Raw genomic sequence first — 22397 nt, forward strand, 5'->3', positions numbered from 1 at the left:
CTCTCCGGTTGCGGGCCGTCCAGCCCTGTGACGAGGATTGCGGCGTGCCCACCACGGGGCATTCGGATGAATCAGGGGAAAACATGCGAAACAAGGTCATCGGAGCCCTCGTCTCTGCAGCACTCGGCATCACCGCTCTGGTCGGAGCTGCGGCCCCGGCGAGCGCGGCGCCCCACAGCGGCCAGGCCGCACCTGTCAGCGGGCAGGTCGCACTCCTCAGCACACCGGTCGTCGTCGGTGGCTTCACGACGCTGGCGAGCTGCAACGCCGGACGCGCCGAGTGGCGCAACCGCGGGTACATCGTCAGCTCCTGCACGTACGCGGGCGGCGAGTACCGCTTCACCGCCCGGCGCTGACCGACGACCTCGGCGACGTCGCCGAGAGGACTGCTACGGTCCCGTCAGCAGAGCACGACGGCGCGCCGCCCCGTGGGGGTGGCGCGCCGTCGTCGGGGTGACTCAGTCCGCGTGCCGCGCCCGGTACAGGTCCTGCAGCACCATGATCTCGGCGCCGTGGTGGATGAGTTCGCGGTTCATGTGGAGCACGAGGTGCCCGAACGGCGCCTGGGCGTCGATCTCGGTCGCCTGGCCGAGCCCGACCGTGAAGACCTCGTCGTCGGGCAGCGAGTCGACACCGTCGCGCCACAGGTCGACCCAGCGCGTCAACCCTTCGATCGCGGGGTCGACCTCGCCCGAGAACGCGACGGTGTCCCGCCGGGCGATGCGGTCGCCGAACGTCCACTCCCACCGCTCGAAGAACGCCTCGGTGAGGTGCGCGACGAGCCACGCGATGGTCCGCGGCTGCGGCGAGTCCGACCCCTCGGGCCACTCCATGACCCACTCGCCGACCCCGAGCGTGCGGGGCGAGCGCTCCTCCCCACGCCGCACGACGCGCAGCGCGTCGGGTCCGGGCTCCCACTCGAACTCGTCCTGGTCGAGCGTCACGAGCCGCCCGAGCACCTCGAGCCACGAGAAGCCGAGCTGCCCGCGCACCATCGCGAGCGGGGTCGGGACGGTCAGCAGTGACCAGTCGAAGACAGGGCTGCCGTAGGTCGCGTCGTCGCTCATGGATGGCTCCTGGGAGGTCGCTCCTGCCCGACGGCGTCGCTCGCCGCGGGCGTCCTGCTCACCTTCGCGATCATCCCCCGGGGCATGCGCGGTCGCCTCCCGGGGCGAACCTCAGCGGCGCGGGATGCCCGCGACCAGGCCGCCGTCGACGACGAGCTCGGCCCCGGTCGTGTACGACGACGCGTCGCTCGCGAGGAACACGATCGTGTCCGCGATCTCCGCAGCACGACCGGCGCGCCTCAGGGGGATGTCGAGGTGGTCGGGATCGATGCGTGACGTCATCCGGGTGCGCACGTAGCCGGGGTGGACCGAGTTGACCCGGATGCCGAACTCGCCGAGCTCGACCGCGAGCGACTTCGACAGACCTCGCACACCGAACTTCGCGGCCGTGTAGGCGTGCACGGCGGGGCTGCCCCGCAGGCCGTCGACCGACGAGATGTTGATGATCGAGCCACGACCCTGCGCCTTCATGACGGGGACGACCGAACGACAGCCGAGGAACACTCCCGTGAGATTCACGGCGAGAACCGCGTTCCACCTGGCCGTGGTGAACTTCTCGATCGGTGCCATGTTGGCGATGCCAGCGTTGTTGACCAGCACGTCGACGGTACCGAGGTCGGCGACGACGTCCTTGACCGTCCGGGCCCACGCGGTCTCGTCGCTCACGTCGAGGTGGACGAACCGGGCCAGGTCACCGAGTGCGGCCGCGAGCGCCGCCCCGTACTTGTCCGCGACATCGGCGATCACGACGTGCGCACCTGCGGCATGCAGCGCTCGCACGGCGCCCTCGCCGATCCCGCGGGCCCCGCCCGTGACGAGTGCGACACGTCCGTCGAGCGCCCCGGCACCCGTCCCTGCGTCGGCCTGCGCCGCTTCCACGTTCGTCTCCGCACGCGCCATGGCTCCCCCCTCGGTCGTGCCGAGCGGTCGCTTCGGCTCGTCGTCACAGTAGGGGAACCGCACGTCCTGCGACAGGGGGCGGCGGCGCGGCTCGGCCACCACCCCCGGTGAGGGCGAGAGCGCGGCCGGCGCTGCGCCGTCGGGCCGGAAGGTGCCGATGGGAGGCTGGGCCGGGCGGGCTACGTGAGGGACAGGAAGAGCTTCTCGAGCTTCTGCACGTCCGCCGGGCCGTTCTCGTCGTCCGTGAGGCACTGCTTCATGCCCGAGGCGATGATCGCGAACCCGGCGCGGTCGAGCGCCTTGGACACCGCGGAGAGCTGCACGACGAGGTCGGCGCAGTCGCCGCCCTCGTCGACCATCCGCACGACCGCGGCAAGCTGCCCCTGGGCGCGCTTGAGCCGGTTCGAGACCTTCTTCATCTCGACCTTGTCGAGCTCCATGACTCTTCCTCTCATCGCGCACACACGTCGCGCGTGCTGCTCGTGCGCTGCACGAGCCCGAACAGGACAACAGCCAGCGCGGGCAGCACCATCCCGACCTGGTGAGGCGCCTGGCCGACCAGGAACACGGCGGCGAGCACCGTGCCGCCCGAGACGACGGCGCACGGCGAGCACCCGAGGGTATCCCGCCAGGACTCGCCCCGGGCCGGGACGTAGCTCGCGAGCGTGAGGCCACCGACGGCGGCCACGACCACGAGCAGCCCCAGCCACAGGGGTGTGACGCCGGTCGTCCAGCCACCGCCCGCCTGCACGAGCAGGACGAGCAGGGCGGGCGCGAGGGTCGCTGCGACGACGAGCCGCCGCCTGCCCCAGGCCGGGCGCCGCACCTGGACCGGCAGCGGAGCGGCCGCCTGCGCGGTGACGGGAGGTGGGGCGTCGGACGGGGCGTCGAGTGCGGCGCTCCGGGGCGCCGGGCTCATCGGCAGGTGCAGCGTTCGGAGGGCTCGAACTCGGCGAGGACCTCGTCGGCGTGCATGCCGCAGCCGGTCCAGGTGATCTTGCGGCAGGTTCCGCAGCGGGCGGGGCTGCACATGGTGGTTCTCCTCGTGATCTGGGTGGTCTAAGTGGTCGATGCGGTCGCGGTCGCGATCAGCGCTTGAAGAGACGCGAGAGGAAGGACCCCTGGGCAGGGGCCTTGACCTCGGCCGCGTGGCCCTCGCAACGGTCGTTGCGGGGCACGCCCCGCATGACCTGGTCGACGTGCTGGCCGCAGCCGGCCCACGTCGTCTTGCCGCACTTCTTGCAGGTCACAGCTCTACACACGCTTTTCCTCCTCGGTGGATGTGCTCCAACTATACCCCCAGGGGTATAGTGCTTCTCGACCCCCAGGAGGAAACCATGAAGATCGTCATCGTCGGAGGCGTCGCGGCAGGCATGTCCGCGGCCACCCGTCTTCGCCGTCTGTCGGAGGACGCCCAGATCGTCGTCCTCGAAGCCGGCGATCACGTCTCGTTCGCCAACTGCGGCCTGCCCTACTACGCGGGAGGAGTCATCGAGGACCGCGACGCGCTCCTCCTCCAGACCCCCGAGTCGCTCGCCGCCCGCTTCCGCATCGACGTCCGCGTCCGCCACCGCGTCACGGGCGTCGACGCCGACGCGCACACCGTCACCGTCCACGACCTCACCACGGGCGAGGAGTCCGTCGAGACCTACGACCGCCTCGTGCTCAGCCCCGGGGCCCGACCGATCGTCCCGCCCGCCCCCGGCATTGAGCGCGCCCTCGTGCTGCGCGACGTGGCCGACGTCGACAAGATCGTCGCCGCGATCGACGGCACCGTCCCCGAGGCCGCACGCTCGGCCGTCGTGATCGGCGGCGGGTTCGTCGGGGTCGAGGTCGCGGAGAACCTCGTCCACCGAGGCCTCGACGTCACGCTCGTCGAGCTCGCCGACCAGGTCCTCGCCCCGCTCGACCCCGAGATGGCGATCCGCGTCCAGCAAGAGCTCGAGGCCCACGGCGTCCACGTGCGCACCTCGACGCAGGTCACCGCGCTCGGCCCCGACACCGCCGACCTGTCCTCGTCCGACGGCTCCCCCCGCGGCACCGTCCCGGCCGACCTCGTCGTCGCCGCGATCGGCGTCCGCCCCGACGTCGAGCTCGCGGTCCTCGCCGGGGCCCAGGTCGGACCGCGCGGCGGCATCCTCGTCGACCAGGACCTGCGCACCTCCGTACCCGACGTCTACGCCGTCGGTGACGCGGCGACCAAGCGCGACGCGCTCGCAGCCACCGGCTCCGACCCCGGCGCGACCGGCGACGAGCCCACGACCCTCATCCCGCTCGCCAACCTCGCCAACCGGCACGGACGCCACGTCGCCGACGTGATCCTCGGTCGCCGCACCGGCATGCGCCCCTCGATGGGGACGGCCGTCGTCGGCGTCTTCGGGCTCACAGCCGCGAGCGTCGGGCGCAACGAGAAGCGACTCCGGGCCGAGGGACGTCCCTACCGGGCGATCCACACGCACCCCGCGCAGCACGCCGGCTACTACCCCGGCGCGACCCAGATGGCGCTCAAGCTCCTCGTCGACCCCGAGACCGACCAGATCCTGGGCGCCCAGGGCGTCGGGCGCGACGGCGTCGACAAGCGCATCGACGTGCTCGCCACCGCCATCGCGGGCGGGCTCACGGCCTCCGACCTCGCAGACCTCGAGCTCGCGTACGCCCCGGCGTACGGCTCGGCCAAGGACCCCGTCAACATGCTCGGATACGTGGCCGACAACCTGCGCACTGGCGAGACCCGCAGCGTCCAGTGGCACGAGCTCGACGCGCTCGTCGCGCAGGGTGCGACCGTCGTCGACGTCCGCACGCCCGGCGAGCACGCGCGCGGGACGGTCGAGGTGGCGCAAGCCTCCGGCGGTGCCGCGAGCGCGAGCCGCACGCCCGGCCCGGACGGCACCGGCTCGCTGCCCGCACTCAACGTCCCGCTCGACGAGCTGCGCGACCGCGCCGCAGCCGAGATCCCGGCCGGGGCACCCGTCGTCGTGCACTGCCAGGTGGGGCAGCGCGGGCACACCGCCGCGCGGCTGCTCGCCCAGCTCGGCTACGACGTGCGCAACCTCGACGGCGGCTACCTCACCTGGCGCGACGGGACGGCCGCCCGACGCGCGGCCCGCGCCGACGAGCTCGCGGCCTCCGGCACCCCCGCCACCTGACGTGTCCGGGCGGGCGGGCAGACCCGCCCGCCCGGACACGTCGGCCGCGGGTACCTCGGCCGCGGGCGCGTCGGCCGCCCCGACCGTCCCGGCGCCGCGACGGAGCCCCGGGTGCCTACGATGGTCAGGTCCCCACACCTTCGCCCGACGCACCCGGACGACCGGTGCGCCACCCCGACCCCGGCAGGAGCCCCATGCCCGTCCGCCCCCGCACCATCCTGCTGATCTCGGTCGGTGTCGCCGTCGTGCTGCTCGGGTCCCTCGTGGTCTTCCTGTCGATCGTCGGGATCGACGGCGTCGCCTGACACCCCGTCAGGCGCCCTGCCCGCCGGGTCGTCAGCGGGTCAGACGACCTCGTGCGCCCCGGTCCACGACGCCACCGTGCGGTCGTCCGAGGTCTGCAACGAGAACGACGTGAGCGGCAGGTTCCCGCTCCGCTTGCGTGACCGGACGACGTCGAGCGCCGCCTCGTCGGTCTCGGCCTCGAACGGTTCGCCTCGCAGCGCAGCGGTCGCCGTCAGGATCGAGTAGGTGGTCATGACGGACGAGCCTATGGGCAGACCCCGCCCCGCGACGAGCCCCGACTCGGTCACACCGGCCCACGAACACCCGTGCGGCCGGCGCTGCAGGACCTCCGACACCGGCCGGCCCGCCCTCGGACACCCCGCCCGCACGGCGCGACGGACACCCAGCGCGTGCTCCGCCGTCGGGCCTGGGAGATGCTCGGAACAGCAACCCGACCCCGGAGGACACCATGCCCGAACCCCAGCTCGTGCTCCTGCGCCACGGCGAGACCGCGTGGAGCCGCACCGGTCAGCACACCGGCACGAGCGACATCCCCCTGACCCCGCACGGTGAGGAACAGGCGCGCGCCGCCGGGGCGTTCCTCGCCGGACGCACGTTCACCCTCACGCTGTGCAGCCCCCTGCTGCGCGCCCGGCGGACCGCCGAGCTCGCCGGGCACCCCGACGCGACCGTCGAACCCCGCCTCGCCGAGTGGGACTACGGCCCCGTCGAAGGCCGCACCGCCGACGACGTGAGCCGGGAGATCGGCCACGACTGGCTGATCTTCCGTGACGGCGTGCACGTCGTGCCCCGCGCACAAGGCACCCCGGGCGAGCCGGGGACCCGGCCCGGCGAGACGCTCGACGACGTCGCGGACCGGGCGCACGCCGTCGTGCAGCGCGTCGAGCCCGTGCTCCACGACGGCGGCGACGTGCTGCTCGTCGCGCACGGTCACCTGCTGCGCGTGCTCGCCGCGGTCTGGCTCGGGCTGGACCCCGCGACCGCCGCCCGGTTCGAGCTGGGCACCGCGAGCATCAGCCTGCTCGGCCACGGGCACGGCCTGCGCACGGTCGAGGGCTGGAACCTGCCGACGGACCGACCGGGACACCGTGCCGCGACACCCCCCTGAGGTGGCACGATGCTCCCCATGAGCGTCAACAAGAACCTCGCCGAGGGCGAGACCGTCGTCATGGAGCTGCGGACCCACCCCAAGGCCCTGTTCCTGCCGATCCTCGTCCTGGTCCTGATCGTGGCCGCGGCGACGGCGATCCTCTGGTTCTCGCCCGAGCACCCCGTGATCCTGTGGGGCACGCTCGGTGTGGCGGCGGTCGCGGCGTTCGTGTGGGTCGTCGTGCCGCACCTGCGCTGGCTGACCACCCAGTACACCGTGACGACCAAGCGCCTGTCGACGCGCACCGGCATCCTCACGCGCACGGGCCGCGACATCCCCCTCTACCGCATCAACGACGTCACGTACGAGAAGGACCTGGTCGACCGCATGCTCGGCTGCGGGACGCTCATCATCTCGGACGCGACGGCCAAGCCCGGCATGACCCTGCCCGACGTCCCACGCGTCGAGGAGGTCCAGGTCCAGCTCCACGAGCTGCTGTTCGCGGCCGACGACGGCTCGGACGACGGCGAGTGGCCCCCGAGCGAGCCGCGACGCGCCTGACCCGTCCTGGCCCGTCGCCGCCGGATCACGCACTCAGCGTCAGCGCACGGCCCGCTCGGCCCGCTCGCGCACCTCGGCCGACAGCCGGACCTCGCCCGCAGCCTCGGCGTCGAGCAGGCGCTCCGACACCTCGACCGTCGTCCCCGCGACGCGTGCCCCGAACCAGTCCGCGATGCTCACGCCGTGCGACGGCCGCGACACGACCTCGACCACGTCACCGGCCCGCACCTCGCCCGGCGTCACGACCCGCAGGTACGCCCCCGTGCGGTTCGCGTCGGTGAACCGTTTGACCCACCGCTCCTCACCGAGGCGCCGCGCGAACGTCGAGCACGGCGTCCGCGGCTGCGTGACCTCCAGGACCGCGGTCCCCACCTGCCAGCGCTCACCGATCAGCGCCCCGCTCGCCGCGACGCCACGCGTGCGGAAGTTCTCCCCGAACAGCCCGGGAGTCACCTCGTAGCCGAGCTCGCCCGACCAGTGGTCGGCGTCCTCCTGCGAGTACGCGTACACGGCCTGCTCCTCGCCGCCGTGGTGCGCGCGGTCGGCCTGCACGTCGGCGTACAGACCCAGCGGTCGGACCTTGACAGGCCCTTCGACGGGTCGCTTGTCGATCGCGGTCACGCCGACCGCACCGGCATCGGGCAGCAGGACGTGCACGCGGCACACCGCGAGGAGCTCACCCGCCGCGCCGAGCGGCGCGTGGGGACGGGCAGGTTCGGGGGTCGAGAAGGTCATCGGACGATTCTCCCAGGTCGTGCTGCCCCTCCGGCCCGACGGCGGCGCACCCGCAGGACCGTCCCGTCACCCTGGACGGTGCGTGCGGTCACCGTCGGCGGGCAGGCGCGTCACCCTCGGCGGGCGGGCGCGTCACCCTCGGCGGGCCGCGCCTCCGGGGCGTCCGTGATGCGGGCGGCGCTGCGTCGTCGGGCGGTCCGGCGCGCGTGATGCGAGCCCTGCGGACAGACTGGAGCGATGGCCAGAGGTGTACTACGACTCAAGTCCGTCGAGGAGTCCCTCGCGTCGCTCGACGACCCGGAACGCTCCCTCAAGCGCGACCTCAACGCCTGGGACCTCGCGGTCATGGGCGTCGCGGTCGCGGTCGGCGCGGGGATCTTCTCGGTCGGCGCGACCGCCGCCGCGAACTTCGCCGGGCCGTCGGTCATCATCTCGTTCGTGATCGCCTCGATCGTGTGCGCGCTCGCCGTCATGTGCTACGCCGAGTTCGCCTCGGCGCTGCCCATCGCAGGCTCGGCCTACACGTTCTCCTACGCGACCATGGGCGAGCTCGTCGCGTGGATCATCGGGTGGGACCTGATCCTGGAGATGCTGCTCGCGGCGGCCGTGATCGCGAAGTTCTGGGGCATCTACCTCGCCGACGCGTTCGCGCTGTTCGGCGTCGACCTGCCGTTGTCCATCCCGATCGGCCCGGTCGACCTCGAGTGGGGGCCCGTGTTCATCGTCGCTGTCTTCACGACGCTCCTCGCGATCGGGACCAAGCTCAGCAGCCGCATCAACAGCGTGTTCACCATCATCAAGGTCGCGATCACGCTGTTCGTGATCGTCGTGGGCTTCTTCTACGTCAAGGCCGAGAACTACACGCCGTTCATCCCGCCGTCGCAGCCCGCGCCCGAGAAGACGGCCCTCGAGCAGCCGTTGTTCGCCTTCCTCACGGGCCTCGAACCGACGACGTACGGCGTCATGGGCCTGCTCGCGGGCGCGGCGCTCGTGTTCTTCGCGTTCATCGGGTTCGACGTCGTCGCGACCACGGCCGAGGAGGCCAAGAACCCGCAGAAGACCATCCCGAAGGGCATCCTGAGCGGCCTCGCGGTCGTCACGGTCCTGTACATCCTGGTGACGCTCGTCGTCACGGGCATGGTCTCGTACACCGACCTCGCCGCCTCGGACGACCCCTCGCTGACCACTGCGTTCATCCTCGTGGGCGCCGACTGGGCCGGGAAGGTCATCTCGGTCGGCATCCTCGTCGGTCTGACGACCGTCATCATGGTCCTGCTCCTGGGCCTCACGCGCGTCATGTTCTCGATGAGCCGCGACGGCCTGCTGCCGCGGGGCGTCTCCAGGACCTCGCACCGGTTCCACACCCCGGTCCGCCTCCAGGTGGGGACGGGCCTCGTGGTCGCGCTCATCGCGGGGCTCGCGCAGGTCGAGCTGCTCGAGGAGATGATCAACATCGGGACGCTGTCGGCGTTCGTGCTCGTGAGCTTCGGCATCCCGATCCTGCGCCGCACGCGACCCGACATCGAGCGCGGCTTCCGCGTCCCCTGGTCCCCCGTGCTGCCCATCTTCTCGGGTGTCGCGTGCCTGTGGCTCATGACGAACCTGACGACGCTCACGTGGCTGCGGTTCCTCGTGTGGGTCGCGGTCGGGCTCGTGATCTACGCGTCGTTCGGCTACCGGCACAGCCTGCTCTCGAAGCGCAACGTCGCGGCGCGCGAGGCGGAGGCCGCTGCCGACCCGCCGGGCATGACGCCGAGGTAGAGGTGTTTCGTCGAGGTAGAGGGCCGGAACCCTCTACCTCGACGGGAGGCCTCTACCTCGGCGACCGCGGTCTCACGGCCAGGTCAGCAGGTCAGGGCCGCGTACGGGAGCGTGTAGGTCTCCTGCGAGCCTGCCTCGTCCCACGCCCTGACGGTCACGCTGCCCGCCGCGAGCGCACCGGACCGGGTGCTGAACTTCTGCTGCGCGATCTTGTCCGGGTTGACCTGGTCGAAGGTCTTCTCGCCGAACGGCGTCGTGATGCGCACGTCGAGCGGGCGGTCCTCGCCGTTCGTCGCGACGACCGAGAGCGACGCCACGCCGCCCGTGCAGCGTGCGGACGCCGAGAGCCCCGTCAGCTCGGGGTCGACGGGCGAGACCACACCGTTGATCGCCGACGTGTCCGCCGCGAGCGACGCCGTGGCGTGCGCGATCGCCTTGGACGTGATGTCGAGCGCAACCGGGTCGACGTTGTCGATGTCGTCGTCCGCCGAGTGGTAGTTCGGGTCCTGCCAGATCCCCGCCGTGCCGCCGAACAGAGCGACCTCGGCCTCGGTCTTGACATCGTCGGCACCCGTGAACAGGCCAGACGCCGGGACGCCGTTCGCGATGAACGCCTGGTAGTCCGAACGGCCCGAGAACTCCGAGTCGACCCACGCCTGCCCGATCGAGTCGAAGTAGTCCGTGAAGACGTCCTCCGTCTCCGGGGAGCCCGGCGGGACCTCGACCGGCGCCGGATACGTCGACTCGTCGGCGTCGTAGACCCCGATCACGTAGTTGGGCGAGCCCACCATGTCGAAGTTCAGGTACGTCGCGATCTGGTCGAGCGCTGCCGGGTCGTTCGCGACGAGGTCGTCGACGTAGTGCGTCGACCCCAGCAGCCCCACCTCCTCGGCGCCCCACCAGGCGAAGCGCACCTGGTTGTCGAGCGGGCCGCCGTGCTCCGCGAGCTGGACCGCGGTCTCGAGGATCGCGGCCGAGCCCGACCCGTTGTCGTTGATGCCCGGCCCCTCCGGCACCCCGTCGAGGTGCGCGCCGAGCATGACGACGTTGTCCGACCGGCCCGTGCTCGTCTCCGCGATGACGTTGAACGTCTCGTGCTGGACGGTCGACGTCTGGAGCACGTAGGTCGCGCTCGTCTGCCCGCCCGCGACCCCGGCGATGATCGCCTGGCCGTCGGCCTGCGTGATGCCGACCGTGGGCACCCACGCGTCGCTGGGCGCACCGAGCGTCGGGCTGATGGGGCCCGCCGTGTTGTTGTAGATGATGACGGCCGCCGCCCCCGCAGCGGCAGCATGCTGGACCTTGAGCGAGAAGTTGCAGGCCCCTCGGCTGACCAGGGCGACGCCGCCCGTGGCCGCGACCCCGGTCCACGCGTCGGCCGTGCAGCCCTGCCTGAGGGCGTCGGCCGGCTGGACGACCGGACCCGTGACGCCTTCCGGCGGGGTGTCGGGCGCGAACTCCGCGGGGAAGACGCTCTGCGTGACCGCGACCCCGCCGGCCGTGAGCGACAGCTCGTCGGTCACGAGGTCCTCGAACGTGAAGTACTGGCGCTCGGGCGTGTACCCGGCGTCGGTCAGGACCTGCTCGACGTACGCGGCGCTCGCCTCGTACCCCGGGGTCTCCAGGGCGCGGTTGCCGCCGTTGGCGTCCGCGATGGCCTGGAACTGCTCGAGGTGCTCCATGACGGCCGCGCCCGTGACGTGGTCCTCGAGCGGGGCGGGTGGTGCCGGCGGCGCGGCGGCGGCCGGCGGGACGAACACCGCGGCGAGCCCCAGGCTCAGCGCGGCGACGGACGGGACGATCGGACGTGTTCTCACACTCGTTCTCCTCCACTGGTCTCCCAGCAGCAGACCGCACACTCGACGCGACGCTGCGGGAGTTCGGTTGTCGCGAGCGTACGGGCAAGGTGCGGGACGCGACACAGGAACGGGAGCCCGCCGAGGGTGACGGGCTGACCCGCCGAGGGTGACGGGCTGACCCGCCGAGGGTGACGGGCTGACCCGCCGAGGGTGACGGCGACACCCTCCCAGGACTACGGGACCGACCCGACCCCGTCGAGCGGGGTGATGAGCGCCCACCCGTCGCCGGACCCGGGGAGATGGAACGACTCGGCGTCCTTGAGGTACAGGCGCACCTCGCCGTCGGCGTCGAGCGGGTCACCCTCGGGGTACGTCGCACTCGAGCACGTCGGGGGCGTCGAGACGACCTCCAGGCGTTCGCCCGGCTCCGCATCTCCCTTCGCGACCGACCCGACGTCGACCGACCACACGTTCGCCTCGGCACCGAACATCGAGCGGGTCCCGGCCTGCTCGACGACGGTCGCGTCGACCACGAGGTCGGCCTGCTCGGTCCGGGCCGCGTCGTCCGCGAAGGACGCCCAGCTCACGCACGTCTCGCTCCCGGTCCCGGCCACGCAGGCAGCGAGCAGCACGGTCAGCACGCCCGCTGCGGCGACCACGACCGGTGGTGCGACGACAGTCCGCGGCGAGCGACGCCGTCGGGCCTGCCGCGTCCCGGGACCCGCCTGAGCCTCATGCTCCATGACGGGCAGTGTCCCCGATCCCCGGGGATCGCGCGAGGCCCGTCTCGCGGGGTGTCGCGCCGCCCGCCCACAGCCCACCCCTGGTAGGGTGTGCGCATGGATCCGGACTACTCCCTGGCGGTGCGTGCCGCGTGCGAGTTCATCGGCACGGCGATTCTCATCATCCTCGGCAACGGCACGGTCGCGAACGTACATCTCAAGGGGTCCAAGGGGTACGGCGGCGGTTGGAGCCTCATCGCGATGGGCTACGGGTTCGGCGTCATGATCCCGGCGCTGATGTTCGGCGGGATCAGCGGGAACCACATCAACCCGGCGTTCACGATCGGGCTCGCGACGTGGGGCCTGTTCCCGTGGGCCGACGTCGCGCCGTACGTGGTCGCGCAGATGCTCGGGGCCATGGCAGGGCAGCTCGCGATCGTCGCGACCCACAAGCCGTACTACGACCGCACCACGAACACCGACGACGTGCTCGCGACCTTCTCGACCGTCAATGCGGCCCGCAGCCGCGTCAACGGGTTCGCGAACGAGCTGCTCGGCTCCGTCATCCTGTTCTCGTGCGCGCTCGCGATCATCGGCTCACCCCTGACGACGACCGAGCCCGGGCTCGCGCACCTCGCGCTCGGCTTCCTGGTGTGGGGGCTCGTCGCGGGCCTCGGCGGGCCGACCGGGCCGGCGCTCAACCCGGCCCGTGACCTCGGTCCGCGCATCGTGCACGCGCTCCTGCCGCTCAAGATCAAGGGCCGCTCCGACTGGGGCTACGCGTGGGTGCCCGTCGTGGCGCCGCTCCTCGCGGGGGTCATCGGGGTGGGCGGCTGGAAGCTGCTCCTGGGCTGAGCCGTGCAGGGGCCCGACGGCGGAGCGTGCGTCCCGCCGTCGGGCCGCCCGGGTCAGCCCACGGGCGCGAGGTACGAGTACAGGTTCCCCGCGGCGTCGGCCGTGTAACCGAACTCGACGGCCCCGTAGGAGCCGTCGGCCCACTCCCCGGCCCCGCGGCAGACCAGGACCTCGTCGGTCTCCTGGCCGGCGGCGACCGTGAACGTGCCGGCGTCGAGCTCGTCCTGGCGGTCCTCGAGGAACGACGCGTCGGTGATGTCGACGATCTGACCGGACGCCGGCTCCTCCGCGGTCATGGCGACGACCTCGTCGATCGCCTTCTCGCACGTGAGCGGCCCGAGGCCGAGCAGCTTCTGGACCACGGACCACAGGACGAGGAGCAGCACGACGCCCACGGCGATCAGCCACCACCCCCAGACCGGCATCGGGGCGCGCGTGTACAGGACCCACCCGGACGGCGGCGGGCCCCATGCGGGGTCCGGCTCCCAGCCGCGCGGGGGCTTCCATCCCTGGGGCGGTACCGGCCAGTTGGGGGGTCGGTTGAACTTCCTGACCATGCAGCACTCCTTGCGCCGGGCGCCGACGGTGGCGCACCGAGAATCTAGCGCCTGGCGGTCACTGCGGAGAACTTCGCCCGCACGGCCTGCCGGCCGTCACCCTCGGCGGGACGGAGCGTCACCCTCGGCGGGTGGGCCCGTCACCCTCGGCGGGCGCGAACCGCGCTCAGAGGTCCGTGACCAGCTCGAGCACCGCGGCCAGGACCTCGTCGAACTCGCGCTCGGGCTGGAACACGAGCCATTCGAGCCCGGCGACGAGCGTGGCCCCGAACACCGACGCCGCGAGCAACGACACGTCCGCCCCGGGGCGTTCCTCGCGCAGCGCGGCCGCGTAGAACTCGATGACGCGCGCACGGATGTGCCCGACTGTCTCCTGCCACTCGCGCCCGACCCGGAAGACCTCGGCCGCGAGGAGCTTCGCGAAGTCGGGGTGAGCACTGATCTGCTCGAGCAGCGACGCGATGAGCGCCGCGAGCGCCTCCTTGCCCCGCAGCCCTGCGCGGGCCTCGGAGAGCGTGAGGGTCAGGCGTTCGAGCCCGCCCGTGAGCGCGGCCTCGAACACGTCGGACTTGGACCCGAAGTTGTAGTAGACGCTGCCCTTGGCCACGCCCGCGGCGGCCGCGATGTCCTCGACCGACGTGGCGGTGAAGCCCTGGTCGGCGATGAGGCTCACGGCCGCGTCGATGATCTGCTGCCGGGTCCCGGCGCGGCGGGCCGCGAAGGCCTGCTCGCGCCGGGTCCCGTTGGGACCGCCGGACGTGGTCGCCCCGCTGGGCTCAGCGGGCTCCCCGGTGGCGCCGGGCTCGTGGGGCCCGACGGCGCCCGGTCCGTCCGCCGTCGGGTCCGCCTCGGTCGTCGTCATCGTTCGTCCAGCCTCTTCGTCGTCAGATCTCGAGCGCCGGGTGCAGGCGGTCGAGGGTCCAGGTGCGCATGCGGCCCGCCCGCCAGGCGCTGATCGCGAGCGACGCTAGCAGCAGCACACCGAGGTAGACCACCGCGAACCAGAGCCGTCCGTCGACGCCGCCCGTGATGGTCTGCCGCAGCCCGTCGACCGCGTAGCTCATGGGCAGCAGCGGGTGGATGGCCTGGAAGAACGCAGGCGTGGTCTGCACGGGGTAGGTGCCGCCCGAGGACGCGAGCTGGAGCATGAGCAGCGCCAGGATCGCGACCTTGCCCGCGGCCGGGCCGAGCAGTGCCATGAGCGCCTGCTGGAGCGCGAGGAACGTCGCGGCGACCAGCGTCGTGAACGCGAGCGTCCCGAGCGCGTGCGTCATGTCGAGGCCCACGCCCCAGTGGATGACGGCGAGCATCACGGCGACCTGCGCGAACCCGATGCACAGCGCGGGCAGGAACCCGGCGAGCGTGGTCCGCAGACCCGAGGCGGGCGTCGCGAGGGCCCGCGAGGGCAGCGGACGCATGAGCAGCCACGTGATGAGCGCCCCCACGAACAGGGCCAGCGGGATGAAGAACGGTGCGAATCCTTCGCCGAAGCCCTCGGCCTCGGCCAGGTCGTGGTCCGCGACGGTCACGGGGGCCGCGATGACGTCGGCGCGCTGCTCGCGCAGGGCGGTGCCGTCGTCGGGGATCGCCTCGGACCCCTCGGCGAGCTTGTCGGTCAGGGTCTGGGTGCCGTCGGTGAGCTGGGCCCCGCCGTCGGCGACCTGCGTGGCGCCGTCGGCCAGGGTGCTGGTGCCGTCGGCGAGCGCCCCGGCGCCGGCCGCGGCGGACTGTGCACCGTCGGCGAGCTGCTGGGCGCCCGAGTAGAGGGACGAGGTGCCGGCGGCGAGCGTGCCCGCCCCGGTCGCGAGCGACGCGTTGCCGGCCGCGAGGTCCGAGGCCCCGCCGCGCAGGGTCGTGAGGCCGCTGCTCAGGTTCGCGGCACCGGCGGCCACGCCGTCGACGCCGTCGCGGACGGTCGCCGTGCCCGACCCGGGGTGGAGCTGCGCGTCGATCTGTGCCGCTGCGGCCGAGGCCGTCTTGAGGCCGGTCGAGAGGGCGGGCAGCCCGGCCGCGACCTGCTTCGAGCCGTCGGCGAGGGTCTGGAGCCCGGCTGCGCTCTGGGCGAGCTCGGCGTCCGAGGGGAGCTGGCCGAGGGCCTGCTGGTTCGCGGCCGCGAGCGCCTGCGCCCGGGGGTCGGCGGAGGCGCCGAGCGTCGCGGCGTTCTGCTGGAGCAGCGCGCGGAGCGTGGGGATGCTGCCCGTGAGCGAGGTGACCTGTCCTTGGACCTGCGCGACGCCGTCGGACACCTGCTGGGCGCCCGCGGCGGCCTTGTCCGCCCCGGCCACGAGCCCGTCGGGGGCCGTGAAGCCCCCGACGAGCTGCTGCGAGCCGTCGGCGAGCTGGACCATGCCCGACTGCGTCGTGGCCGCACCGGCCGCGAGCGCAGAGGCGCCGTCGGCCGCGGAGGACGCACCGGCGGCGAGCTTCGAGGCTCCCGCGCTCGCCGACGACGCGCCCTGGGACAGGGCTCCCGCACCGGTCGCGAGCTGTCCGGCGCCCGCCACCGCGGACCCTGCGCCGTCGGCGAGGCGGTCGATCCCGGCCGCGAGCGTGCCTGCGCCGTCGGCGGCGGACGTCGCGCCGTCGGCGACCTGCGTCGCACCGTCGGTGAGCCGGCCGCTCGCCGCGGTGAGCGTGAGCGCACCGTCGGAGGCCTGCGCGAACCCGTCCCGCGCGCTGCCGAGGCCCACCAGGACCTTGTCGACGGCCTGCGCGCCGATCTCCTCGCGCACCGCGCCCTGGACCTGCGTCATGGCGCTGCGGCCCAGGGTCGTGGCGAGGAACGAGTTCGCGTCGTTGTACGTGACCATGAGCTGGGCGGACTGCGGGTCGTCGCCCGCGGCGCTCGCGACGCCCTCGGAGAACCCCTCGGGGATGGTGAGGGCGAAGTAGTACGTGCCGTCCTTGACGCCCTGCTCGGCCTCGGTCGCGTCGACGCGCGCCCACTCGAGGTCGCCCGAGTCGATCAGCGTGGACGTGACCTCCTCGCCCGCGTCCAGGCGTTCCCCGTCCACCTCGGTGCCGGTGTCGGCGTTGACGATCGCGACGGGGAGCTTGTCGAGGTTGCCGGTCGGGTCCCAGAAGGCCCACAGGTACATGGCTCCGTAGAGCAGGGGCACGAAGATCATCGCGCCCACGGCGAGCTTGGGCAGGAGGCCGCGGCGGAACCGCCGCAGCTCCGTACCGGTGGAGGTCCAGGACATCACGAGAGGTGTTTTCCGTTCTGTTCGTGCGAAGGATGGGGCCCGACGGCGGAGCGCGGGCGGGCGACGACCGGCACCCGGGTGGTGGGTCAGGCCGCGACGAGCTGCGGTCCGGTCGTGAGGCGCACGACGTGCGGGGCACGGCCCCAGCGCATCGCGGCGACCTCGCCGGCGGAGGCGACCGAGCCGACGACGGTCACGCCCGTGGCCGCGATCGCCTCGAGGCGCTCCCAGACGATCTGGCGGCGGGCCGAGTCGTGGACCTGGTCGAGGTCGTCGACCACGAGCAGCTCGGGGACCTGGGCCATGGCGATCGCGATGCGCAGGAGCATCGCGTCGACCTCGTCGAGGTCCCACACCATCGAGTCGAGCGCGGGCAGCTCGCGCGGCCCGAACACGGGACGGGCGACGCCCTCGTAGACCTCCTGGGTGACCCGGGGCGTGCGGCGGTACCAGGGCGCGAGCCAGGTGAGGCGTTCGCGCACCGAGTCGCCGACCGTGACGGCGTCGTCGAGCTCGTCGATCCCGTGGAAGCCCGCGATCGCCGCGCGGCGCTGGACCGCGGTGCGGCGTGCCCTGCGGCCCGTGAGGTTCTCCCCGAGCACGACGAGCCAGCCGTCCGGGGTGTGGTCGGGGGCCATGCGGCCCGCGAGGGTCAGGAGCAGGCTCGAGCGGCCCGCGCCCTGCGGGCCCTGGAGGACCACGACCTCGCCGGCCGGGACCTCGAGGTCGACCGGCCCGTAGACCAGGCCGCGCGGGCCGTGGAGCTGGAGGTCGTAGGCGCTGATCGCGTGCGGGGTCGCAGCGGGCGGGGACGCGTCCTCGGCAGGCTCGAGGGTCTCGGCGATCTCCCCGCCGAGCGGGCCGCGCAGCGTCATGTCGTCGGCGATGTCCGCGGCGGCGAGCCGTCCCTGCGGGAGGTGCGCGGCACCGTCGGGCACCTGGTGGTTCGTGGTGCCGGGGGCGCCGGCGGGCGTGGTCACGGTGGCCTGCACGAGGTACGTGGCCTCGTCGCTGCCGTGTCGGGCGACGGGCTGGTTCATGGGGGTTCCTCCGAAAGTTCCGGTCCGATCACTCTTTTAGACTGACCGGTCAGTTCGAAGTTACGCGCAGGAGGGCCGGGTTGTCCACACATCGTCAGAAAATGACCGAGATCACACCCTGATACTTCGCATGACGAATGCGAGAAAAGCTACGGTCGCAGGGTGCAGCTCACCCAGTTCACCGACCTCGGCCTCCGCATCGTGATGCGGCTCAGCGTCGTCGCCCCGGACGAGCCGGCGAGCACGCGGCAGGTCGCCGAGCAGATGGCGGTGTCCTACACGCACGCGACCAAGGTCGTCACGCGGCTGGCCGAGCTCGGCGTCGTGCACGCCCGCCGTGGACGCACCGGAGGTCTCACCCTCACCGACGCCGGGCGCACCGTGACCGTCGGCTGGCTGGTCCGCCGCCTCGAGGGCGACGGCGAGGTCGTGACCTGCGAGGGCCCCGCACCGTGCCCCCTGCGCACGGCCTGCCGCCTGCGCCACCTCCTGCGCGACGCGCAGGAAGCGTTCTACCGCTCGCTCGACGACCACACCGTCGCGAGCCTCGCCGAACCCCCCACCGGCCCCGTCCTGCTGACCCTCACCCGGCCCGCCCAGGACCCCCCAGCCCTTGCAGGTCCTCACTACATCCAGGATGGGAGCAGCTGATGCTGTCCGAGAAGTCCACCGAGATCGTCCGCGCGACCCTGCCCGTCATCGGCGCAGCGATCGGCGACATCACCCCGATCTTCTACCAGCGGATGTTCGCCGCACGACCCGACCTGATCACGGACCTGTTCAACCGCGGCAACCAGGCGCAGGGCGACCAGCAGAAGGCCCTCGCCGGCGCGATCGCCGTCTACGCGACGCTGCTCGTCGACCCCGCCGCGCCCTCGACCGGCTCCGTCCTGGGCCGCATCGCCCACAAGCACGCCTCGCTGGGGATCCTGCCCGAGCAGTACGCGATCGTCCACGAGCACCTGTTCGCGGCCATCGTCGAGGTCCTCGGCGAGGTCGTCACACCCGACGTCGCCGCTGCCTGGGACGAGGTCTACTGGCACATGGCGCACGACCTCGTCGCGGCCGAGACCGCGCTGTACCGCGAGGCCGGCGTCGAGGGGGGCGACGTCTGGCGCGACCTCGTCGTCTCCGAGCGCCGTCTCGAGTCGACGGACACCGTGTCGTTCGTCCTCGCCGCCCCCGACGGGTCGGACCTGCCCCCGTTCAGCCCGGGCCAGTACGTCTCCGTCCAGGTCGAGCTCCCCGACGGCGCCCGGCAGATCCGCCAGTACTCCCTGTCGTGGGGCCCCCAGCGTGGCCAGTGGCGGATCGGTGTCCGCCGCATCCTCGCCGCCTCGACCCCGACGGGCACCACGCTGCCCGCGGGCGAGGTCTCCAACCACCTCTACGAGAACGCGTTCGAGGGCGACCTGCTCCACGTGTCCCTGCCGTTCGGCGACCTCGCTCTCGACGACGCCGACACACCGCTCCTGCTCGTCTCCGCGGGCATCGGCTGCACGCCCATGCTCGGGATGCTCGACCACCTCGCGGCCGGGCCCGCGCACCGTACCGTCGCCGTCGTGCACGCCGACCGGTCGCCCTCGCGCCACGCCCACCGCGCGGAGCTCAAGGACCTCGTCGACCGCCTGCCCGACGCCGCCCTGCACACCTGGTACGAGGACGCCGGGACGGGCGCCGCCCAGGAGAGCCGCACGGGGTACGTCGACCTGTCCGAGATCGACATCGCCCCCGGCACCACGGCCTACCTGTGCGGGCCGCTGCCCTTCATGTCCGCGATGCGCGACGCGCTCGTCGCGCGCGAGGTGCCCGCCGATCGGATCCACTACGAGACCTTCGGGCCGGACAGCTGGCTCGTGGGCGCGCCCGCCTGACCGCGCTCCGGCTCCCGACAGCCACTCGACCCTGATCCCTGGCCGGGAGACACCTCGTCTCCCGGCCAGAGCGCTCGTCTCGCCCCCGGCACCCCGCCCGGCATACGCTCGTGCCCCGGACCACCCGGCACATCGTCGTGTCGCACCACGAGACGTTTCGAGAGGCACACAGTGAACGACGGCACCGCCGCGCAGCCCGCACCCACCGGGGCGCACGACGCGCTCCCCCACGTCGTCGTCGTGGGCGGCGGGTTCGCCGGCCTCGCGACCGTCAAGGCTCTCGCCGGGGCCCCGGTGCGCATCACGCTGATCGACCGCCGCGTCTACAACACGTTCCAGCCGCTGCTCTACCAGGTGGCCACGGGCGGCCTGAACCCGGGCGACGTCACGTACTTCCTGCGCGCGCTGCGCCTGGGGCAGCCCAACGTGCACGTGGTGCACGAGCACCTCGTGGGCCTCGACCCGCAGCACAAGACCCTCCGGCTCCTCAACGACGAGGAGATCCGCTACGACTACCTCGTCCTGGCCAACGGCGTCACGACCAACTTCTTCGGCACGCCGGGTGCCAAGGAGCACGCGTTCGCCATGTACTCGCGCTCTCAGGCGCTCAAGATCCGCGACACCCTGTTCGTGCGGCTCGAGAAGTCCGCGGCCACCCCGGAGACCGACGACGGGCTCCGCGTGATCGTCGTGGGTGGCGGGTCGACGGGCGTCGAGGTCGCGGGAGCGCTCGCCGAGCTGCGCACGCAGGGCCTCGCCCCCGCGTACCCGGAGATCCACGGCGACGCGTTCAGCGTCAAGATCGTCCAGCGCGGCACCGAGCTCATCAAGCCCTTCCCCGCGAAGCTGCGCACGTACGCGGCGCGAGAGCTCCAGCGTCGCGGGGTGGACCTGCACCTGGGCGCGGGCGTCGCGAAGGTCCTGCCCGACGGCGTCGAGCTCACCGACGGCACCTTCATCCGCTCGGACCTCACGGTCTGGGCCGCGGGCGTGGCCCCGCACGAGGAGGTCTCGCGCTGGAACCTCCCGCTGGGCGACGGCGGGCGCATCCGCGTGGGCGACGACCTGCAGGTCGAGGGCTGGCCGGGGCACTTCGCGGCGGGCGACATCGCGATCTCGCCCGCGGGCCTGCCGCAGCTCGCCCAGCCCGCGATCCAGTCGGGCAAGGTCGCGGGGCGCAACATCCGCGCGCTCGTCCAAGGACGCCCGACGACGTCGCTCACCTACCTTGACAAGGGCACCATGGCCGTCATCGGACGGCGCGCGGCCGTCGCGGACATCGCCGGGAAGGTGCGACTGACCCGCGGCAGCGCGTGGCTGGCGTGGCTGTTCGTGCACATCATGAGCCTGATCGGGCCCCGCAACCGCCTCACGACGCTCGCCGGGCTCGTGACGCGCTACGGCTTCCCGTTCCACCGCCGCCCGGTGCCGATCGTGGGCGACGTCCCCACGATCCGCCCACCCAAGGGATGGGTGCCCGCGGACGGCCCTGCGCCGCTTCCCGAGGTCACGCCGAACGACTGAGCCTCTGTCACCTGACGCCGAGCGTGCAGTTCGGGTCGCCTCCGAACGGCAAGGACGACCGACCCGCACGCTCGACGGACGGTCCGGTGCACCGGGCCTCGCGCATCGGTAGGGTCGCGGGACAGCCCGCACTCTCTCGGCAAGGAGCTCGTCATCGCGCACGCACCCGACCCCGAGCCCTGGTCCGCGGTCCCCGAGGTTCCGGCCACCCCAGAGGCTCCGGCCACCCCGGGGACTCCGGCCACCCCGGGGACTCCGGCCACCCCGGCCCCGACCCCCAAGCCCGCACGCTCTCCCCGGAGCCACGCCCTGCGCGTGCTCGTGTGGTTCGTGCTCATCGGCGGGCTCACGTACGTCGTCATCCCGGAGATCAGCGAGATCCCGCGCATGGGCGAGGCGCTGCGCGACGCGCAGCCGGCATGGGCGATCCTGGCCGTGCTCATCGCGGCGACGGGCTTCTTCGCGGCTGCAGCGTCGCTCGCGGCGTGCTCACCGATGCCCTTGCCGTTCCTGCGGACCACGCGGGTCCAGCTCGCGAACGCGTTCGCGGGCACCGCGACCCCGGCCAACGTGGGCTCGCTCGCGCTCAACGTCCGCTACCTCGCGAAGTCGGGTATGACGACGGCGCTCGCGACGGGCACGGTCGCGCTCCAGAGCATCGTGCAGGTCCTCACGCACCTCGTGCTGGTGACGATCCTGGCGCTTGTCGCCGGGCGCAGCATCGACCACCACATGCCGACCTGGGCAAAGTGGGCGCTGCTGGCGGCGGGGGTCGCCGTCGTCGCGACCGGTGTCCTGCTGCTCGTGGTGCCGCGCTTCCGCCACGCTGTCCGGACGTACGCGCGCGACGACGTGCTGCCCGCGTTCCGCCAGCTCGGCGGGCTCGCAAAGGACCCGCGGCGGCTCGGGCTCGCCGTCTTGGGCGCGATGGGCACGACACTGACATCGGCCGCGACCCTGTGGGTGTGCGTCCTGGCGCTGGGCGGCGGCAGCGACCCGATCGCGGCGGCGTTCTCGACCATGGTCGGGCAGACGCTCGCGTCCGCCGCCCCGACGCCGGGCGGCGTGGGGGTGGTCGAGGCCGCGCTGACGGGCGGGCTCGTGGGCTTCGGGATCCCGTCGACCATCGCCCTGCCCGCGGTCCTGCTGTACCGGCTCATCACCTGCTGGATCCCGGTCCTGCTGGGCTGGATCACGCTGCGCCGGCTGCAGCGCGAGGACGTGGTCTGACGCGACGACACACTCGACGGGACG

General features: G+C 72.8%; 23 protein-coding genes. 10 read left to right on the forward strand and 13 right to left on the reverse strand.

The window, feature by feature from the left end:
- Positions 1 to 83: 83 nt before the first annotated feature.
- Positions 84 to 356: a hypothetical protein gene (locus tag IE95_RS0108510; protein ID WP_030151199.1), complete on the forward strand. Its 273-nt coding sequence runs from the start codon at positions 84 to 86 to the stop codon at positions 354 to 356.
- 102 nt (positions 357 to 458) lie between these two features.
- Here IE95_RS0108510 and IE95_RS0108515 read toward each other — a convergent pair whose 3' ends face one another.
- The 5 genes from IE95_RS0108515 to IE95_RS20390 form a co-directional block, all read right to left on the reverse strand.
- Positions 459 to 1067 carry a DinB family protein gene (locus tag IE95_RS0108515; RefSeq protein ID WP_030151200.1) on the reverse strand — a complete coding sequence of 203 codons (609 nt, stop codon included), beginning with the start codon at positions 1065 to 1067 and terminating at the stop codon, positions 459 to 461.
- A 111-nt stretch (positions 1068 to 1178) separates the two neighbouring features.
- Positions 1179 to 1967: an SDR family oxidoreductase gene (locus tag IE95_RS0108520; RefSeq protein WP_051702931.1), complete on the reverse strand. Its 789-nt coding sequence runs from the start codon at positions 1965 to 1967 to the stop codon at positions 1179 to 1181.
- Positions 1968 to 2146: 179 nt separating this feature from the next.
- Positions 2147 to 2407, reverse strand: coding sequence for a metal-sensitive transcriptional regulator (locus IE95_RS0108525; RefSeq protein WP_030151202.1), 261 nt, complete (start codon positions 2405 to 2407; stop codon positions 2147 to 2149).
- 11 nt (positions 2408 to 2418) lie between these two features.
- The gene (locus tag IE95_RS0108530; protein WP_030151203.1) at positions 2419 to 2886 is read right to left on the reverse strand and encodes a hypothetical protein; all 468 of its coding nucleotides are present in this window, start codon (positions 2884 to 2886) and stop codon (positions 2419 to 2421) included.
- A gap of 169 nt (positions 2887 to 3055) precedes the next feature.
- Positions 3056 to 3229, reverse strand: a complete 174-nt coding sequence (locus IE95_RS20390) for a hypothetical protein (RefSeq protein WP_129429525.1) — start codon at positions 3227 to 3229, stop codon at positions 3056 to 3058.
- Between the two features lie 75 nt (positions 3230 to 3304).
- Between IE95_RS20390 and IE95_RS0108545 the strand changes: the two genes are divergently transcribed.
- Positions 3305 to 5113: an FAD-dependent oxidoreductase gene (locus IE95_RS0108545; protein WP_036571507.1), complete on the forward strand. Its 1809-nt coding sequence runs from the start codon at positions 3305 to 3307 to the stop codon at positions 5111 to 5113.
- A 344-nt stretch (positions 5114 to 5457) separates the two neighbouring features.
- Here the strand turns inward: IE95_RS0108545 and IE95_RS0108555 are convergent, their stop codons facing one another.
- Entirely contained in the window at positions 5458 to 5652 is a 195-nt protein-coding gene (locus IE95_RS0108555) for a hypothetical protein (RefSeq protein WP_129429526.1), read from the reverse strand.
- Between the two features lie 215 nt (positions 5653 to 5867).
- On the opposite strand from IE95_RS0108555, the gene IE95_RS0108560 reads away from it, so the two are divergent.
- Positions 5868 to 6527 (forward strand): histidine phosphatase family protein, encoded by a 660-nt coding sequence (locus tag IE95_RS0108560; protein ID WP_051702905.1) that lies wholly within the window; start codon positions 5868 to 5870, stop codon positions 6525 to 6527.
- An 18-nt stretch (positions 6528 to 6545) separates the two neighbouring features.
- Positions 6546 to 7070, forward strand: coding sequence for a PH domain-containing protein (locus IE95_RS0108565; protein WP_030151207.1), 525 nt, complete (start codon positions 6546 to 6548; stop codon positions 7068 to 7070).
- A 39-nt stretch (positions 7071 to 7109) separates the two neighbouring features.
- Here the strand turns inward: IE95_RS0108565 and IE95_RS0108570 are convergent, their stop codons facing one another.
- On the reverse strand, positions 7110 to 7805 hold the full coding sequence (locus IE95_RS0108570) for an MOSC domain-containing protein (protein ID WP_051702906.1): 696 nt from the start codon (positions 7803 to 7805) through the stop codon (positions 7110 to 7112).
- A gap of 237 nt (positions 7806 to 8042) precedes the next feature.
- Here IE95_RS0108570 and IE95_RS0108575 point away from each other — a divergent pair, with 237 nt between their 5' ends.
- Positions 8043 to 9566 carry an APC family permease gene (locus IE95_RS0108575; RefSeq protein ID WP_030151209.1) on the forward strand — a complete coding sequence of 508 codons (1524 nt, stop codon included), beginning with the start codon at positions 8043 to 8045 and terminating at the stop codon, positions 9564 to 9566.
- Positions 9567 to 9649: 83 nt separating this feature from the next.
- On the opposite strand, the gene IE95_RS0108580 is transcribed toward IE95_RS0108575, so the two are convergent.
- Both IE95_RS0108580 and IE95_RS0108585 read right to left on the reverse strand, forming a co-directional pair.
- Entirely contained in the window at positions 9650 to 11383 is a 1734-nt protein-coding gene (locus IE95_RS0108580; RefSeq protein WP_240666366.1) for a M20/M25/M40 family metallo-hydrolase, read from the reverse strand.
- Positions 11384 to 11598: 215 nt separating this feature from the next.
- On the reverse strand, positions 11599 to 12108 hold the full coding sequence (locus IE95_RS0108585; RefSeq protein WP_129429527.1) for a hypothetical protein: 510 nt from the start codon (positions 12106 to 12108) through the stop codon (positions 11599 to 11601).
- Between the two features lie 96 nt (positions 12109 to 12204).
- Here IE95_RS0108585 and IE95_RS0108590 point away from each other — a divergent pair, with 96 nt between their 5' ends.
- Positions 12205 to 12942: an MIP/aquaporin family protein gene (locus IE95_RS0108590; RefSeq protein WP_030151212.1), complete on the forward strand. Its 738-nt coding sequence runs from the start codon at positions 12205 to 12207 to the stop codon at positions 12940 to 12942.
- Between the two features lie 53 nt (positions 12943 to 12995).
- Here the strand turns inward: IE95_RS0108590 and IE95_RS0108595 are convergent, their stop codons facing one another.
- The 4 genes from IE95_RS0108595 to IE95_RS18800 all read right to left on the reverse strand — a co-directional run bounded on the left by IE95_RS0108595 (position 12996) and on the right by IE95_RS18800 (position 17745).
- Complete coding sequence (locus IE95_RS0108595; RefSeq protein WP_129429528.1) at positions 12996 to 13499, reverse strand: hypothetical protein; 504 nt, start codon at positions 13497 to 13499, stop codon at positions 12996 to 12998.
- A 166-nt stretch (positions 13500 to 13665) separates the two neighbouring features.
- The gene (locus IE95_RS0108600) at positions 13666 to 14361 is read right to left on the reverse strand and encodes a TetR/AcrR family transcriptional regulator (RefSeq protein ID WP_084689983.1); all 696 of its coding nucleotides are present in this window, start codon (positions 14359 to 14361) and stop codon (positions 13666 to 13668) included.
- A gap of 22 nt (positions 14362 to 14383) precedes the next feature.
- Entirely contained in the window at positions 14384 to 16702 is a 2319-nt protein-coding gene (locus tag IE95_RS0108605) for a YhgE/Pip domain-containing protein (RefSeq protein WP_030151215.1), read from the reverse strand.
- Positions 16703 to 16791: 89 nt separating this feature from the next.
- Positions 16792 to 17745 (reverse strand): ATP-binding cassette domain-containing protein, encoded by a 954-nt coding sequence (locus IE95_RS18800; protein ID WP_240666367.1) that lies wholly within the window; start codon positions 17743 to 17745, stop codon positions 16792 to 16794.
- Positions 17746 to 17907: 162 nt separating this feature from the next.
- On the opposite strand from IE95_RS18800, the gene IE95_RS0108615 reads away from it, so the two are divergent.
- From IE95_RS0108615 to IE95_RS0108630, 4 genes are all read left to right on the forward strand, one after another.
- Positions 17908 to 18396 carry an RrF2 family transcriptional regulator gene (locus IE95_RS0108615; protein WP_051702907.1) on the forward strand — a complete coding sequence of 163 codons (489 nt, stop codon included), beginning with the start codon at positions 17908 to 17910 and terminating at the stop codon, positions 18394 to 18396.
- Positions 18396 to 19619: a globin domain-containing protein gene (locus IE95_RS0108620; protein ID WP_030151218.1), complete on the forward strand. Its 1224-nt coding sequence runs from the start codon at positions 18396 to 18398 to the stop codon at positions 19617 to 19619. Before IE95_RS0108615 ends, IE95_RS0108620 begins: the two co-directional genes overlap by 1 nt.
- A gap of 171 nt (positions 19620 to 19790) precedes the next feature.
- A complete protein-coding gene (locus tag IE95_RS0108625) occupies positions 19791 to 21143 on the forward strand; it encodes an NAD(P)/FAD-dependent oxidoreductase (RefSeq protein ID WP_051702908.1) in 1353 nt (450 codons plus the stop codon).
- A gap of 315 nt (positions 21144 to 21458) precedes the next feature.
- Entirely contained in the window at positions 21459 to 22373 is a 915-nt protein-coding gene (locus IE95_RS0108630) for a lysylphosphatidylglycerol synthase transmembrane domain-containing protein (protein ID WP_051702909.1), read from the forward strand.
- Positions 22374 to 22397 lie beyond the last annotated feature (24 nt).

The organism is Oerskovia turbata (assembly GCF_000718325.1).
Classification (GTDB): Bacteria; Actinomycetota; Actinomycetes; order Actinomycetales; family Cellulomonadaceae; genus Oerskovia; species Oerskovia turbata.